The 16,250-nt window shown below is 67.3% G+C and carries 15 protein-coding genes; 7 read left to right on the top strand and 8 right to left on the bottom strand.

Features of this window, described 5'->3' with window-relative positions:
• Positions 1-400 precede the first annotated feature (400 nt).
• The 3 genes from KU887_RS21875 to KU887_RS21865 all read right to left on the bottom strand — a co-directional run bounded on the left by KU887_RS21875 (position 401) and on the right by KU887_RS21865 (position 3,920).
• A complete protein-coding gene (locus KU887_RS21875) occupies positions 401-799 on the bottom strand; it encodes a winged helix-turn-helix domain-containing protein (RefSeq protein WP_006485803.1) in 399 nt (132 codons plus the stop codon).
• Between the two features lie 446 nt (positions 800-1,245).
• Entirely contained in the window at positions 1,246-3,456 is a 2,211-nt protein-coding gene (locus KU887_RS21870) for a xanthine dehydrogenase family protein molybdopterin-binding subunit (protein WP_258258017.1), read from the bottom strand.
• 2 nt (positions 3,457-3,458) lie between these two features.
• Entirely contained in the window at positions 3,459-3,920 is a 462-nt protein-coding gene (locus tag KU887_RS21865; RefSeq protein WP_006480868.1) for a (2Fe-2S)-binding protein, read from the bottom strand.
• A gap of 179 nt (positions 3,921-4,099) precedes the next feature.
• On the opposite strand from KU887_RS21865, the gene KU887_RS21860 reads away from it, so the two are divergent.
• On the top strand, positions 4,100-5,023 hold the full coding sequence (locus tag KU887_RS21860) for an AraC family transcriptional regulator (RefSeq protein WP_006485801.1): 924 nt from the start codon (positions 4,100-4,102) through the stop codon (positions 5,021-5,023).
• A gap of 21 nt (positions 5,024-5,044) precedes the next feature.
• On the opposite strand, the gene KU887_RS21855 is transcribed toward KU887_RS21860, so the two are convergent.
• From KU887_RS21855 to KU887_RS21835, 5 genes are read right to left on the bottom strand one after another with little or no spacing between them, the layout of a single operon-like run.
• Complete coding sequence (locus KU887_RS21855; protein ID WP_258258014.1) at positions 5,045-7,711, bottom strand: glycosyltransferase; 2,667 nt, start codon at positions 7,709-7,711, stop codon at positions 5,045-5,047.
• 26 nt (positions 7,712-7,737) lie between these two features.
• Complete coding sequence (locus tag KU887_RS21850; RefSeq protein WP_034202118.1) at positions 7,738-9,141, bottom strand: UDP-glucose/GDP-mannose dehydrogenase family protein; 1,404 nt, start codon at positions 9,139-9,141, stop codon at positions 7,738-7,740.
• Positions 9,142-9,180: 39 nt separating this feature from the next.
• Positions 9,181-10,170, bottom strand: coding sequence for a UDP-glucose 4-epimerase GalE (galE, locus tag KU887_RS21845; protein WP_258258009.1), 990 nt, complete (start codon positions 10,168-10,170; stop codon positions 9,181-9,183).
• Complete coding sequence (locus KU887_RS21840) at positions 10,167-11,174, bottom strand: UDP-glucuronic acid decarboxylase family protein (protein WP_080322488.1); 1,008 nt, start codon at positions 11,172-11,174, stop codon at positions 10,167-10,169. Before KU887_RS21840 ends, galE begins: the two co-directional genes overlap by 4 nt.
• Positions 11,167-11,391 carry a hypothetical protein gene (locus KU887_RS21835; protein ID WP_230204603.1) on the bottom strand — a complete coding sequence of 75 codons (225 nt, stop codon included), beginning with the start codon at positions 11,389-11,391 and terminating at the stop codon, positions 11,167-11,169. Before KU887_RS21835 ends, KU887_RS21840 begins: the two co-directional genes overlap by 8 nt.
• Before the next feature lie 103 nt (positions 11,392-11,494).
• Here KU887_RS21835 and KU887_RS21830 point away from each other — a divergent pair, with 103 nt between their 5' ends.
• From KU887_RS21830 to KU887_RS21805, 6 genes are all read left to right on the top strand, one after another.
• Entirely contained in the window at positions 11,495-11,674 is a 180-nt protein-coding gene (locus KU887_RS21830) for a hypothetical protein (RefSeq protein ID WP_006491001.1), read from the top strand.
• 94 nt (positions 11,675-11,768) lie between these two features.
• Positions 11,769-11,945 (top strand): hypothetical protein, encoded by a 177-nt coding sequence (locus tag KU887_RS21825; protein ID WP_162838545.1) that lies wholly within the window; start codon positions 11,769-11,771, stop codon positions 11,943-11,945.
• A gap of 1,291 nt (positions 11,946-13,236) precedes the next feature.
• A complete protein-coding gene (locus KU887_RS21820; RefSeq protein ID WP_006491010.1) occupies positions 13,237-13,560 on the top strand; it encodes a hypothetical protein in 324 nt (107 codons plus the stop codon).
• Positions 13,561-13,671: 111 nt separating this feature from the next.
• On the top strand, positions 13,672-14,262 hold the full coding sequence (locus KU887_RS21815) for a hypothetical protein (protein ID WP_205671849.1): 591 nt from the start codon (positions 13,672-13,674) through the stop codon (positions 14,260-14,262).
• A 73-nt stretch (positions 14,263-14,335) separates the two neighbouring features.
• The gene (locus KU887_RS21810) at positions 14,336-14,617 is read left to right on the top strand and encodes a hypothetical protein (protein WP_006491003.1); all 282 of its coding nucleotides are present in this window, start codon (positions 14,336-14,338) and stop codon (positions 14,615-14,617) included.
• Positions 14,618-14,660: 43 nt separating this feature from the next.
• On the top strand, positions 14,661-16,211 hold the full coding sequence (locus KU887_RS21805; protein WP_200037378.1) for a chemotaxis protein CheA: 1,551 nt from the start codon (positions 14,661-14,663) through the stop codon (positions 16,209-16,211).
• Positions 16,212-16,250 lie beyond the last annotated feature (39 nt).

Here is a 16,250-nt window from a genome sequence, read left to right as displayed (position 1 = left end):
GGCGGGATCGGGGCGGATTCGGCGTTGGTTCGACGGGTTGTTCTGATGCCGGCGGCGCCGGGGGCGCGCGGCTGCTGCGTCGATTGTAGGGACGGCGATGGCCGTGTGCCGCGCCGGAATCCGTAGTCGCGCACATCGTGCGGAGGCGGCGGGAGCGGGGCGCTACGAAGCGCGACGAAGTGCGGTGGAGCGCGCCCGAGTGCGCCGAAGTGGGCGACGCGACGGCTGGCCTCGAAAGCAACCGCCGCCCGGAGGCGGCGGTTGGGGCGCGACTGGCTGGCGGGCCGGGCGGCGTGCAGGCCGCATCCGGCTGGCAGGCCGCGAGGGGCTGCGAATCCGCGCAGCGCGGTGGGGCAAGCGTGACCGGCGTGCCGCGAGCGGGCGGCGCGCGGGTGAAGCGTTACGCGTAGTCGGCGGCCATCGCGGGTTGCGGCGCGGTGCGCAGCATCGGCGCCGCGTCGTGGCGTTCGACGTGCGTCATCGCCGCACCGAATAGCACCAGCCGATAGCCGACCGCGTAGATCGGGATGATTCGCAGGTTCTTGTCATGTTCGAGCTGCAGCTTCGAACGGATCCGCGAGATATGGGTATCGAGCGTGCGTGACGACACGCCGAGCTCGCGGCCCCACACGGCTTCCTGGATTGCCTGCCGCGGCACGATCTTGTTCATGTTGTCGAGCAGGAATTCGACGACGTCGAATTCGCGCGGCGTGACGTCAACGACCTTGTTGTCGATTTCGATCGTGCGGCGCACGAAGTTGATTTTTATGTTGTCGATGTACAGGTATTTGCAATCCATGGTGGCCCTCGCATGTCCATAAAGGAGTGTTTGCGGGGTCCTGTGCTGCAACTTTCGGGCCAGGGGGCGGTTGTCAGGGGGTAACGGCGGGCGGGAGCGGCGCGGACCGCGGAGCAGCCTTGAATTTAAAAAGAATTTTTAACGCGCAACGCCGGGCGCGTGATGACAGGGCTGGAGCAATGGTGAAGGATTGTTACGTAGCATCGGGCGCGGACGTTACGGGCGTTACGTCTGACGTAACGTGGGGGAGGGACGGATTTCGGGGGCGGCCGGATAAGGCTTCGGATGGGTAACGAACCCTACGTCGAACCCTGCCGGGCTTGCCGGGTTTTCTTTTTGAATCAAATGGTTGGCGAAGATTTTTGCCGACATCGAACCCTACATGGGCAGCCGAAAAAACGCCGGTCACAGGGCACCCCTCACCCCGCAGCCGGCGTCCCGTCACATCAAGCCTTCGCGCTATCCGCCGAATCGAACGGCAGCACGTAGTGCCGCTTGCCCGTCGCCGCGAAGATCGCGTTCGCCACGGCCGGCCCGACCGGCGCGACGCCCGGCTCGCCGACCCCGGTTGGCGCCTCGGCCGACGGCACGATATGCACCTCGACCTTCGGCATCTCGGCCATCCGCAGCACGTGGTAGCCGTCGAAGTTGCGCTGCTCGACCTGGCCGTCCTTCAGCGTGATCGCGCTGTGCATCGCCGCGCCGAGGCCGAAACCGATGCCGCCCTCCATCTGCGCGGCGACGATGTCGGGATTGATCGCGATCCCGCAGTCGACCGCGCACACCACGCGCTCGACCTTCACCTTGCCGTCCGCGTCGACCGAGACCTCGGCCACCTGCGCGACATAGCTCTTGAACGCCTCGGCCACCGCGATCCCGCGCCCGCGGCCCTTCGGCAGCGGCTTGGCCGGATCCCAGCCGGCCTTCTGCGCGGCCAGCTCCAGCACCGCGCGCATGCGTGGCTCCTTCGCGAGCAGGTCGCGGCGGAACGCGTACGGGTCCTTGCCGGCCGCGTGCGCGGCTTCGTCGATGAACGCCTCGACCGCGTAGGCCGTATGCGAGCTGCCGACCACGCGCCACCACAGCACGGGCAGGCCGACCCGGGTGGTGGTGAGCTCGACCGACACGTTCGGCACCGCGTAAGGCAGGTTCGCCGCGCCCTCGACCGACGTCGCGTCGATGCCGTTCTTGACCATGAACGCCTCGAACGGCGTGCCGGCGAGGATCGACTGGCCGACGATCCGGTGGCGCCAGCCGACCAGCCGGCCGTCCGCGGTCAGGCCCGCGTCGAGCTTGTGGAAGTACATCGGCCGGTAGAAGCCGCCCTGGATGTCGTCCTCGCGCGTCCACTGCAGCTTGACGGGCTTGCCGTCCGCGCCGAGCGCCTTCGCGATCGACACGGCCTCGACGACGTAGTCCGACCACGCATTCGCGCGCCGGCCGAAGCTGCCGCCCGCATACAGCGTATGGATCTTCACCTGTTCCGGTTTCAGTCCGGCCGTTTTGGCCGCATTGCCCTGGTCGACCGTCTGGAACTGGTCGCCGGCCCAGATCTCGCAGCTGGTCGGCGTCAGCTTGACGACCGCATCGAGCGGCTCCATCGGCGCATGCGCGAGATACGGGAATTCATACGTCGCGCTGATCTTGCGCGCGGCGCCGGCGATCGCCGCATCGGCATCGCCGTCCTTGCGCGCCGACGTGCCCGGCTTGTCGGCGAGTTGCCGGTATTCGCGCATGAGCTCGTCCGAGCCGCGCTTTTCCGCCTTCGTTTCGTCCCATTCGACCTTCAGCGCGTCGCGGCCCTGTTTCGCGGCCCAGAAGCCCGTCGCGACGACCGCGACGCCGCCCGGCACCTGCACGACCGAGACGACGCCCGGCACGGCCTTCGCGGCGGTCGCGTCGAACGATTTCACCGTCGCGCCGAAGCGCGGCGGCCGCTGCAGCAGCGCGACGCGCATGCCGGGGAACGTCGTGTCCAGCGTGAAATGCGCGGTACCGTTCGATTTCGACGACCCGTCGACACGCGGAATCCGGTGCCCGATCAGCTTGAAATCGGCCGGCTGCTTCAGCGTGACCTTGTCGGGCACGGGCAGCTTCGACGCATCGGCGACGAGCGTGCCGTACGCGGCCGTCTTGCCGCTCTTCGTGTGCGTGACGACGCCGTTGGCGGTGGTCAGTTCGCCGGCCGGCACCTTCCAGCGGGCCGCCGCGGCCGACACGAGCATCGCGCGCGCCTTGCCGCCGGCCTCGCGCAGTTGCTGCCACGAGTTCGCCATGGCCGAGCTGCCGCCCGTGCCCTGCATCGTGCCGAACGCGAGGTTCGCATAGCGCTTCGCATCGGCCGGCGCGCTTTCGACGCGCACGCTCGACCAGTCGGCGTCGAGCTCCTCGGCGACGATCGTCGCGATGCCCGTATAGGCGCCCTGGCCCATTTCCACGTGCTTCGCGATGACCGTGACGGCGCCGTCCGGCGTGATGCGCAGGAAGGCGTTCGGCGCGAAATCGCCGGCCGGCGCGGTGGCGGCGAGCGCGCGGCGGCCGAGGCCGGCCCAGTCGAAGCCGATGGTCAGGCTGACGGCGGCAGCGGCCCCCGCGGCCTTCAGGAACGTGCGGCGCGACGGGCGCACCGAACCGGGGTTGTCGAGTTCGATCGTCATGGTCAGGCTCCCAGCGTCGCGGCCGCGTCGTGGATCGCGGCCCGGATGCGGGCGTAGGTCGCACAGCGGCAAAGGTTGCCGTTCATCGCGGCGTCGATGTCCGCGTCGGTCGGCTTCGGGTTCTGTTCGAGCAAGGCGGTGGCCGACATGATCTGGCCGGACTGGCAATAGCCGCATTGCGGCACCTGTAGCTTGACCCACGCGGCCTGCACGGCCTGCGCGGGTTTGCTCTGCAGGCCTTCGATCGTCGTGACGTGCTTGCCCGCGATGCCGGCGAGCGGCAGCACGCACGAGCGGACGGCCTGGCCTTCGAGATGCACCGTGCACGCGCCGCACTGCGCCATGCCGCAGCCGAATTTCGTGCCGGTCAGTCCCGCGTGTTCGCGAATCGCCCAGAGGACGGGCATCGACGGATCGGCGTCGAGCGTGACGTTCTTGCCGTTCAGGACAAACGAGGTAGGCATGTTGTTGTCTCCGTGGGGAAAACCCGGCATGCGCCGGGTTAGCCGGCAGTGTGCGCGAGGCATCGTTTTTTGCGTCTACCCAATCCTGCAAATTTATTGAACAATCCTGCAAATTCCCCGCACGCCGCGAGCCGTTTCGCTATGCTCGCGCGACACGGGAAATCATTCGAGGAAGCGTCATGGACATGACCGATATCGTGGCGTCGCGCGAATCCGGGCGGCGCGAACTGGCGTCGCTGATCGGCCGTTTCGCGCCCGCGGACGGCTCGCACTCGACCGCCGTGCCGGGCCTGATGCTGCATCGGCACACGCGGCCGGTCGATCTCGGCTGCGGCGTATCGCGCGCCGCGCTGGTGATCGCCGCGCAGGGCGCGAAGCGCGTGATCGTGGCCGGCCAGGCTTACGAATACGACACCCACAATTGCCTGATTACGTCGATCGACTTGCCGATCCTGTCGCGCGTGACGCGTGCGTCGCCGGATGCGCCGTACCTGTGCCTGTCGCTGACGCTCGACCCGCAGCGCATCGTCGAGCTGGCGGCCGAGATGCGGCTGCCCGAGCCCGACGCGGGCCCGGAGGGCGAGGGGATCGCGCTCGCGGAGCTGACGCCGCCGCTGCTCGATGCGGCGTTGCGGCTGCTGCGGCTGCTCGATACGCCGGCCGACATCGCGGTCGTCGCGCCGCTGATCGAAAAGGAAGTGCTGTACCGGCTGATGATCAGCGGGCAGGGCACGCGGCTGCGGCACATGGCGATCGCGGGCAGCCAGACGCACCGGATCGCGCGTGCGATCGAATGGATCCGCGATCACTTCGCGGAGCCGATGCGCGTCGAGTCGCTCGCGCAGGCGGTCAACATGAGCGTGTCGTCGCTGCACCATCATTTCAAGCACGTGACGACGCTGAGCCCGTTGCAGTACCAGAAGCAGCTGCGGCTGCACGAGGCGCGGCGGCTGTTGCTGCGGCAGGGCGGCGACGTCGGGTCGGTGGCGGCCGTGGTCGGCTACGAAAGCGCGTCGCAGTTCAGCCGCGAATACAGCCGGCTGTTCGGCGCGCCGCCGATGCGCGACGTCGTGCATCTGCGCAAGAAGGAACTGCTCGGCTGACGGCCGGCCGCTCGCCGATCGTCATTTCGCGACGACCGTCGTCTGCAGGAACGCCGGCGCGATCCGCCAGTCCGGCACATAGTGCGCGGGCCACGCGCCGGGCGTGTCGACCGCGTTGAAGTAGACCACCGCCTTCAGCAACGGATAGCGCCACAGCGAGCGCTGGAATTCGTCGAGTTCCGCGCGCTTGCGCGCATTCGACCCGTCGACGCCGAGCTCCGCGACCATCACCGGCAAGCCGTAGTCGGCCACCCGTTCGTATTTGGTGCGCAGGATGCTCGCGGCCGAGAACCGGCCGCCGGGCGGCCAGATCGCGCAGCGCGGGCAGTCGAATACCGACAGGCCGACTTCGTCCACATAGCCGCGCCCCGGGAAATAGTCGCCGAGATTGCGGTTGCCGGCCGGCGACCACACGAAGCGGATCTGGTCGGTCATCGTGCGGCACGCGGTGACGACGCGCCGGTACGCATCGACGTAAGCCGAGGCATCGCCGACGGCCCACGGATAGCGTCCGGTGTCCGTCTCCATCTCGTGGCCCCATCGCACGAACACCGGCCCCTTCAACGCGGCGAGCGCCGAGCAGGTCGCGGCGATCCGCGCGTCGTAGCGGCCGCGCGCGATATCGGCGAGCAACGTGCCCGGTCGCGTGCCGTCCGCCGCCCACGGCTCGACGGTCAGCATCAGCGAGCGGTTGCGGGCTTGCGCGGCCCGGTACGCGTTGCCGATTTCCGCGTCGATATCGGGCGCGTTCCACGACACGAATACATGATCGAATGCGATGCCCGGCGCGGCCGCGAGCGCGTCGTCGGGGTCGTAGGCGCCGAGCGCGGGCTGCTTCACCGGCTCCCCCGCCGCGGGTTCGACCATCGCGACGACCGGCACGCCCGAGCGCCACATCATCGCCTGCCAGCCGTGCGGTGCGCGCAACCCGATGGCCGTCAGCAGCATCGCCAGCGCGAAGACGAACAGCGCGTTGCGCACGGGCAGGCGGCTGACGAACATCTGCGTGAACGTCGACGCGTCGAGTCCTTGCTCCTTGCCGTGATGCACGGCGATGACGGCGGCGATCACGAAATACAGGATGCCCGTCAGCGTCGAGAACAGATAGAAGCCGGCCGCGTTGCGCGGATTCTCGATCGCGACCACCGGCAGGCTGCAGAACAGCGAGATCAGCAGGTAAGGCGCGACGACGCGCAGCGGCGCGTCCTGCTCGACCATGCCGCCCTTCGGCGTGACCTTGAACGGAAATTCCCTGCCGCGCACGCAGTCGAGCAGCGCCGACACGCAGCCGAGCACCACCCACGGCCAGCGCGCGAACACGAACGTGAGCCCTTCCCACGACAACAGCTTGGTATTCAGCGGCCGGCACGACTGCGTCGAATGCGTGGCCCACGTCACGACGCACAGGATCAGCACGGTGAGCGGCAGCGCGTAGGTGAGGTACGTGAGGTAGTCGACGTGCGCCCACACGCGGCCGGTCAGCAACGCGACGACCGGAATCACGACGCTGCCGGCCATCGCGAGCGCGCACAGCGGATACCACAGCTGGCAGAACAGGAACTGCGCCTTCAGCTTCAGCGGCAGGCCCATGAAATAGCGGCGCGTGTAGCGCAGCATGATGATCATCACGCTCTTGGACCACTGGAATTCCTGCGTCGCGAGATCGCCGAACGTGCGCGGTCCTTCGCCGTTCGCGATCGCGTTCAGCGCATGCATGCCGCGCCAGCCCTTCGCGTTGAAGATCATCGTGGTCGAGTGATCCTCGGCGAGTTCGGGCCCGAGCCCGCCGATCTCGCGCAGCGCGCGGCAGCGCACCGCGTAGTGCGAGCCGATGCACAGCGGCGCGAGGCCGCCCGCGTAGCCGGCCTGCATCGTGCCGTGCAGCGGCCCTTCGACGTTGACGCGGCCGCGCGCGCTCCAGCTGCCGGCCGCATTGCTGTCGCAGATGCTCGGGGCCGACACGTAGCCGACGTCCGGATCGACGAACGGCCGGAGCATTTCCTCGAGATAGGTGCGGGTCGGCACGTGGTCGGCGTCGAGCTGCGACACGAAATCGTAGTTGTCGTAGCCGACCCGGTCGTAGAAGTACGCGAGATTGCCTTCCTTGCAGCGGGTCCGGCGCGGCCAGCTCGCCCGGTGATACGCGGCGATGCCGCGCCGCGTCGACACGAACACGCCGTGCTCGCGGCACCAGTCGAGCGTGGCGGGCGACGGGTCTTCATCGGCGAGCCACGTGTCGTGCGGATAGGTCTGGTCGAGCATCGCGAGCAGCGTCGTGCGCACGATGTCGAACGGCTCGGACGGCGCCTTGGTGACGACCATCGCGACGCGCCAGTCGCGCGGCACGGGCAGCGCGGGGTTCGGCACGACCGCCGAGCGGATGATGAAGATGAAATAGCCGGGAATGAAGGTGGTCCAGAACAGCACGAAGCAGTTGACGCCGAAGCGGAACGCATCGACATAGTGCTCGTTGCGCAGCCACCAGCGCCAGAAGATGCCCAGCGCGACGAACCAGCCCAGCGCGAGGATCTGGAACACGATCCGGGTCCCGCTGTCCATCAGCGGGACCACGAACGGAACCGCCGCGTGCCGCGCATCGGCGCGACCTGCTTCGGTGTCCGGCGCGTCCGTGGTATCGGCGGTATCCGGCGCAAGCGCACCGGCAGGCGACGCAACCAGCTTCTTCATGGTGCTCTCCCGTCAAGGTCGGACCATCAGTGCTGAAGCAGGCCGCGCTGCGGCCGGGTGTCCGCGCTCGCGTTCGCGGGTTCCGCGGCCGGGTCTGCCGGCGAGCGCTCGCCGCACGAGCGGCCCACGCGTTCGTAGCGGCGAAAGCCGCTGTCGGCGGCCAGCCGTTCGCTGAACAGGTTGCGCATGTCGAGCATCACGGGGTCGGCCATGTGATCCGCGAGGTCGGCGAGATCGAGCGTCTCGAACGCCTTCCATTCGGTCATCACGACGACGGCATCGGCGCTGCGTACCGCATCGACCGCGGAGCCTTCCATGAACACCTGCGGCAGCAGCCGCGACGCCTCGTGCGGACGCGCCGGGTCGTACGCGCGGATATGTGCGCCGGCGCCGACGAGCAACTGGATTACGTCGATGCTCGGGCTTTCGCGCACGTCGTCGGTCTGGCCTTTGAAGGTGAGGCCGAGCACCGCGATGCGCTTGCCCTTGATCGAGCCGCCGCACGCGTTCTCGATGCGCCGGAGGATCTGCTCCTTGCGCAGCGCGTTCGATTCGATCGCCGCGCTGACGATGCGCAGCGGCACCGCATGCAGGGAGGCCGTCGCCTTCAGCGCGCGCGTGTCCTTCGGGAAGCACGAGCCGCCCCAGCCGGGGCCGGCTTTCAGGAACGACGCGCCGATGCGCCGGTCGAGGCCCATCCCGTTCGCGACCAGCTCGACGTCGGCGCCGACCGCTTCGCACAGGTCGGAGATCTCGTTGATGTAGCTGATCTTCACCGCGAGAAACGCATTCGCCGCGTATTTGACGAGTTCGGCCGTCTCGATCTCGGTCGCGAGCACGAGATGGCCGGCCGCTTCCAGCGGCGCGTAGATCGCCTTCATGATCTCGATCGCACGCGGATGCTCGGCGCCGAACACGATGCGATCGGGATGCATGAAATCGTCGATCGCCGAGCCTTCGCGCAGGAATTCCGGATTCGACGCGATCGCCGCGTCGACGCCGTCCGGCGCGCAGCAGTCGACGATCTGCGCGACGATCCGGTTGGTGCCGACCGGCACCGTCGACTTGGTGACGATCACCGCGAAGCCGGTCAGGTTCGCCGCGATTTCCCGCGCGGCCGCCTCGACGTATTGCAAATCCGCGTGGTCGGTGCCGGGCAGCGTCGGCGTGCCGACCGCGATGAACACCGCATCGCGATCGCGCACGCTGGCGGCGAGGTCGCTGCTGAAGCGCAGCGTGCCGCGTTCGACGTTGCGGGCGACGACGGCGTCGAGGCCCGGTTCGTAGATCGGCATGCGGCCTTCGTTCAGCGCGTCGATCTTGCCGCGATTGTTGTCGATGCAGACGACGTCATGCCCGAGCTCGGCAAGGCATGCGCCGCTGACCAGGCCGACGTAGCCCGTACCGACGATGGCGATCCGCACATTCATGGTTGTTCCCCTGGGTGGCTTGTGACGACGCTTGCGTCGTTACCTGCTGGATTCGCGTTGCCGCTCCTTCTGAAACCACGCCGCAGCGTGTTTGACCATCGGCTCGATCGCGGTGAAGCGGGGCCGCCAGCCGAGCACCCGCGCGGCCATCGTCGCGTCGGCGTACAGCGCGGGCGGATCGCCCGGGCGGCGCGCGGCCAGCACCGTCGGCACGCGGCGGCCCGTCACGGCCTCGACCGCGCGCAACGCGGCGAGCACCGACGTCCCGTTTCCGGTGCCGAGGTTCAGCGCGACGCTCGGGCCGCCGCCGCACAGATAGGCGCTTGCCTTCAGGTGGGCGTCGGCGAGGTCGCTCACGTGCACGTAGTCGCGAATCGCCGAGCCGTCCGGCGTCGGGTAGTCGGTGCCCATTACCCGGAATGCGTCGCCGGTGCGCAGCGCCGCGCGGATCGCCAGCGGCAGCGCGTGCGTTTCCGGTGCGTGGCATTCGCCGATCGCGCCGTCGGGGTCCGCGCCCGCCGCGTTGAAGTAGCGCAGCGCGATCCATTTCAGCCCGTACGCGCGTTCGAAATCGGCGGCCATCCGCTCCATCGCGTACTTCGTGAAGCCGTACGGATTGATCGGCCGCTGCGGCGTGCGCTCCGAGATCGGCAGCGCCTCCGGAATGCCGTACGTCGCGCACGACGACGACATCACGATCCTGCCCACGCCGGCTGCGCGCATCGCGCTCAGCAGCGTGCAGGTGCCCGTCACGTTGACCGTGTAGTAGCGCTCGGGCGCGAGCACCGATTCGCCGACGTAGGCGAGCGCGGCGAAATGGATCACGACGTCGGGCCGGTGCGCGGCGAGCGCGTGCGACAGCGCATCGCGGTCGAGGATGTCGGCCGCGACGAGCGGCCCCCAGCGGACCGCGTCGCGATGACCGGTCGACAGGTTGTCGTACGCGACGGGCTCGTGTCCCGCTTCCGCGAGCGCCTTGCACGTATGGCTGCCGATATAGCCCGCTCCCCCTGTCACGAGCACTTTCATGCGACCGCTCCGGTCCCGCGCAGCACCGGCGCGAGCCACAGTTCGCGGCTGAAATAGTCGACCGTGCGGCGCAGGCCTTCGTCGAGATCGATCGCCGGCCGCCAGCCGAGCTCCGTCGCGGCGACCGAAATGTCGGGCTTGCGCTGGTGCGGATCGTCGATCGGCAGCGGCCGGAACACGATCTCCGAGGTCGAGCCCGTGATCGCGAGGACTTGCTCCGCAAGTTCGATCATCGTGAATTCGCCGGGATTGCCGATGTTGACCGGTGTGCCGACGTTGCGCGGGGCGTCCATCAGGCTGAAGAAGCCGTCGATCAGGTCGCTGACGAAGCAGAACGAGCGCGTCTGCCGGCCGTCGCCGTAGATCTCGAGCGCGGCGCCATTGAGCGCGGCGACGATGAAGTTCGACACGACGCGGCCGTCGCGCGGCGACATGCGCGGCCCGTAGGTATTGAAGATGCGCGCGACGCGCACGTCGACGCCGTGCGAACGGTAGTAGTCGTAGCACAGCGCCTCGGCCGCACGCTTGCCTTCGTCGTAGCACGCACGCGGGCCGATCGTGTTCACGTTGCCGCGATAGGTTTCCATCTGCGGATGGACGCCGGGGTCGCCGTAGATCTCGCTGGTCGACGCCTGGAACACGCGCGCGCCGGTCCGGCGCGCCAGCGCGAGACAGTGGTTCATGCCGAGCACGTTCGTCATCATCGTGTGGACCGGATCGATCTGGTAGGTGGGCGGGGAGGCCGCGCACGCGAGATTCCAGATTTCATCCACCTGCAGCTGCGGCAGGCCGAGCGACACGTCGCCCTTCACGAATTCGAACCGGCCGGACGCCTTCAGGTCGGCGACGTTGAGCCTGCGTCCCGTCAGCAGGCTGTCGACGCAGGTGACGAACGCGCCTTCCATGACGAGCCGTTCGCAGACGTAGCTGCCGAGAAAACCTGCGCCACCCGTCACCAGTACGCGCCGGCCGGCGCGCGTGTCGATCGCGACCCTGTCATTCATCGCTTTCTCCTTCGTCGAGCATCTCCAGGAACCACACGTCGATGTACTCGACGGCGTCGCGCACCCGTTCCATCCCGCTGCACGGGTATCGCTTCGGCGGGCGCCGGTCCGCATGTACCGATGTCGACGAAGCGCCGCGACAGGCGCTCCGGTTTCGCTGACAACCCCGTTGATGCTTGAACGACGCAAGCGTCGATCGATCGGTGGTGATCTTCATCGCCTTTTCCCCGACACGCTGATTGACGAGGGGCCGCCGCTTGTATGTCGTGTGCCGTGGCGTGCCGCTCGGTGAGAGCCGGACATCAGGCAATCGGCATGCCATGAATGACGAAGTCCCGCTGGATGCGGGCGTGGCCGCGCAATGGCCGTTCGGCACGCGCGTTTGTGTTTCATGCGTGAATCGTGGGGACAGGGAAGCGCCCGTGGCGATCGCGGGATCGATACGGTTCGATACGACGAAACGCGCGTCGAATCAGGCTTTTAAGACATTGAAGGCGTGAAAGCGGTTTTTAATCGGCATGTTTCGGTGATGAGAATTAGGCGGATAACCGATCGAAAACGTCTCTTCAATGAATTGCTCATCGAGGCCAGGCGATGAAAGGTGAATCGAACGGAAATGAAAAAATGATGCGTACGTTTTTGCCGGGATCGCTGGTTTACATTTGTTTTAATTATTACGCCTGCAACGTGCCGGAAGGCAAGCTTTTTTCACCGGATGATCGTGTGGGTATTTTCACGGATGAATCAAATTCGTTTCGTATTTCGGGGTGAACCCGTGTTCCGGTCGTATCGGCGGCCGTTCGGCGGGGATCATCGAGCGCCGGGATCCCCGTCCGCCGGGGGGGATGGACGGTTGCCGGCATGCCGCAACACGCGGTTTGTCAGTGGAAACGCGCGAACCGTGGGCCGGGTGTCGACGGCCGCTTCTCAAGTTTGAAACAACCGTTCGCAGGGGCGTCCGGGGTGCCTCGGCACGCCGGATTCGTCCGTCAAATCACGGCATTACGTCGCAGTGTTCAATGATCGCTGCCAAGTGCATCCCGTTATCGCGATACATTCCTGAAACAAAAAATGCCGTTCCGGGTGAAATCGTCAGGGCTGGCGGTCGCATGCGGCGCGCAATGCGCGGTGGAATATCGCGTGGCATGCAGTTTGCGACATGGGACGCACCGGCGAGCGGTCGACACGATGCAACAACGATGTGGGGGCGGCCAGTTCGTCACGAGCCAGTCGGGGAAGCGGCGATGAACACTATAAGCAGTGGCTTGATCCGCGCGATTCTGGCGGACCACAGGGGTAGTCGGCACGATCGGGGTGTGGCTTGCGACGCAGTGCCAGCGTCGCCGGTTGCGCCTTGCAGATTTCCTGCCCTCCGCGCGCGCCGCGTGCTGGAGCGGTTGTCGCTGCGCGCGGCAACCCGGCGACAGCGGCGCTCGACTTCATTCAGCGTTCCCGGATGGAGCATGCCGTTCGTGCCGAACAGCGTGGCGCCGATTCCTCTTCAACCGTGCAGAGCCGTTTCGATCGCGCCGGGTCAGTGCCGGCGCCGGCCGGACTAGATCGAACGCGCGTCGGCCGGGTTATCCGGAAGGCCTTTCTTCGTCAGCTCAGGGAGCAGACATGTCGTCTGGCTGCAATGCAGGCCCGTCGTCGCCCGGATGAAGGGCGCACGTCGCGCGGGCGCTGAATTTTGCGGTTGTAAATATATTCGCTGATTTTCAATTCCGGAAACGGGTGCCAGTGCCGGCATCGGTTTTCGACGGGGTATTGAAAATCGCGGGCCGGAAAGACGTGCTCGCCATTCCGGTTAATTTCATCAATGGTGTTTTGAGAGCATTTTAATGTTCATAAAAATAATAGAAAACACCTACTCAGAAATTTTGGACAACTTAAAAACATAAAACTAGACTTCGTCTGGCCAAAAATAAAAACGCCATTTACGAGTAAGCAATAGCTTATTTATTAGATAGTGATCCTTATTTTTAAGGATTGCTCGAGGCAGGAAGATTGATGGCGTGCGATCTTCCATGCTCATTCTCTCCACGCCGTTATGGAGTCGACCATGAAGAAGCTTCTGATTGCAGCAGCAGTTCTGGCGGTTTCGGGTGCAGCGTTCGCCGGCAGCGGCACGGTGTCGAGCAGCAACTCGTCGAGCGGTGGCCAGACGATGGCAGGGGTCGCCGGGTTCGGCCACTTCTCCGCGACCGATTCGGGCTCGGCACTCGGCGCAGCCGGCGCAACGGCCGGTGGCGGCAGCAGCGGTTCGATCTCGTACACGAACCACACTCAAACGTCGACGGTCGGCGGCTTCGGCTTCGGCGGCGCACAAGCGGGCGGCAGCAGCGGTGCGAACGCCGGCTCGATCGGCTGGACGTATCACCACTAAGCCGCGACGCGTAGCGTTCGTCATTGGCTGGCGGTACGGATGCCGGGTTTCGTCCCGCGAGGGCGGGCCCGGCTCCGCCACCGTCGAACTTCCTCACAGCAAGGAATTGCTATGAAAGCCAAAGTCATTTTAGCGACAGCGCTCACCGTCATTTCGTCCGCTGCGTTGGCGGCCGGATCGTCCACGACCAACCAGACGCAATCCGTTGCGGCGGGTGTTTCCGGTTCGGTGCTGGTCGGCTCCGGCAGCTATACCAGCAATTCGACATCGACGGCCGGCGCGAATGCAGGAAGTACCGTGACGCCCAGCGGCTCCGCCGGCACGGCGTCCGCTTATCACAACTCGACTTCGACGGCCAGCGGTTCGGGCCCGAACGGGGGCGCGTTCGCGGCAGGCGGCGGTATCGGTGCCGCAGGCTCGTTCGCTGGAAACGGCAGCACGAACGAGAACGCGAATGCGCTTTCGGGAGGGGTGACCGCCACGATCGTACTCGGCGCGAACCACTACACGGCCACGGGCGCGAACGACCACGGCAATGCCAACGCGGGAGCCGCGGGATGGACGGGCAGTGGCGGATCGGGCGCGATCGCGGGCTCGAATCACTACAACTCGTCGACCGTGTGGAGTACCGGTCCGGCCGGTTCGCCGTCCGCATCGGGCGGAAGCCAGGGCGACTCGAGCGCGACCGGGAGCAGTCATTAGTCAGGTGTGGGGGGGACCAGTTTCCCAGCGACGCTGGTCTCTTTTCCGCATTGTTGTCACGTAAGGAGTTGGCATGAAGCAGAACCTGATTGCCGCCGCTCTGATGCTCGCGTCTCTGACGGCGTATGGCGCTGACCGTGCTGCCGATGGTGGGCAATCGACTATGCAGACGTCAAACAACCCTGACCAGACAACCAAACCGTCAGAACAACAAACGCTTTCGTCGGGCAGTGCCATCGGCGGACCGGACACCCAGCAGTGGCAGGGCGTGTCGGCCGGCTCGTGGTCCCAGCTGGGCAGCGGCTGGAAGCAGTTCGGGGAAGCAGCGAAAACTGAAGGCATTCAGGGGAATTAGTACGGTTGCCTGGGTGGAGGACAAACCTCGTCCGGAGAGTGAAATGAACAGCAACAGGATCAAGGTGGCATGTGCGGCGATGTTCGCGATGACCACGATCGGTGCACAGGCACAAACCGCCGATTCGACGTCGAGCGCGCAGTCGTCGACATCGTCGACGGCCATCAGCCAGGGCGGCGGCTCGAGCATGAACACGAATACGACCAGCTCGCGCGGCGGCAATGCCACCAGTTCCAGCGGTGTGCGCGGCAGCGGCAATTCGAGCGTGAACGTCAACGTGACGCTGCCGTCCAGCACGGCCGGCGGCAACGTGAGCCCGCAGAGCACGAACGCGCTCGCGGCCGGCGCACCCGGCACCAGCCCGTACAACACCCAGGCGACGGAAAACGTCAATTACTCGGGCACGCAGACGATCAAGACGAACCCGTCGATCCAGGCGCCCGGCCTCACGACCACGCTGTCCGATACCTGCATGGGCTCGGTGAGCGTCGGCGTGTCGTTCCCGGGGTTCGGCGCGACGGGCGGCACGACGCTGGTCGACCAGGCCTGCGTGCGGCGTCTCGATGCGCGTGAATTTCGCGCGATGGGGCTGACCGACGTGGCGCTCGCGCTGCTCTGCCAGAGCGATGCGAACCGGCGCGCGGTGGAAGCGACCGGGCACCTGTGCCCGGGCACGACCGCGCCGCTCGCGCGTTCGAACGTGGCGCCCAGCGTCGAAGCGACCGTCGCGGACGACGTGAAGTATCGCGATCCGATCGTGCGCGACCGGATGGGCCTGCCGCCGCTCGGCTCGGCCGCGCCGGCGCCCGCACCGACGCGCCCGATCGAGACGACGTCGACGCGCGCGGCGCCCGTTTCGGTGCCGGTACCGGTGATGGCGCCGGTCGCCGCGGCTCCGGCCGTCGCAGTGCCGACGGTTGCCGCCGCAGTTCCGGCGGTCGCGGCACCGGCTGCTGCTGCCGCGCCTGCCGTCGCCGCGGCACCCGCGGCGTCGGTGGTACCGGCGGCCGCAATGGCCGCCGTGCCGGCGGCAGCCGTCATCGCCGCGCCGGCAGTGGCAGACAAGGGATCGCCCGCGCCCGCCGCACCGGTCGCCGATACGAAGGCGCCGGAGCCCGCGCAGCCGGTCGCGGACAAGGCGCCCGAGCCCGCGCCGGCCGTGGCCGACCAGGCGCCGGAGCAGGTCCCGCCGGTCGCCGACAAGGCCCCGGAGCCGATGCCCGCCGCGACCGACGCCGCGCAAGCCGCGGGTGAGCCGGTGGCCGAACCGATGCCGGCGGCAGCCGTCGTCGCGGCACCGGCCGCCGACGCGAAGGCTGCCGAGCCCGCGCCGCAGGCAGCCGCCGAAGCGCCAGCACCGGAACCCGCGCAGCCTGCCGTTGCCGCGGCGCCCGCCGACCTGCCGGCCGCCGACGCGAAAGTGCCGGACGCGGTCGAAGCCGCTGGCACGGCGGCTGCACAAGCCGCCGCCGGCACGCCGGCGCTGACCGATCCGGCGCAAGCGTTGCCACCCGCCACGGTCGACCAGCAGGCCGCACCGGCAGCACCGGTCGCGCCGGCGCCGACCGTCATCTCGACGAGTACCTCGTCGTGAGCATGCGGGCCGGTTTGCCGTGCGACCGGAGCGCGGGTC

It is taken from the genome of Burkholderia sp. EMB26 (assembly GCF_024730645.1).
Taxonomy (GTDB): domain Bacteria; phylum Pseudomonadota; class Gammaproteobacteria; order Burkholderiales; family Burkholderiaceae; genus Burkholderia; species Burkholderia cenocepacia.
The sequence above is the reverse complement of the archived record's forward strand: the minus strand, read 5'-3'. Positions and strand labels throughout refer to the sequence as shown.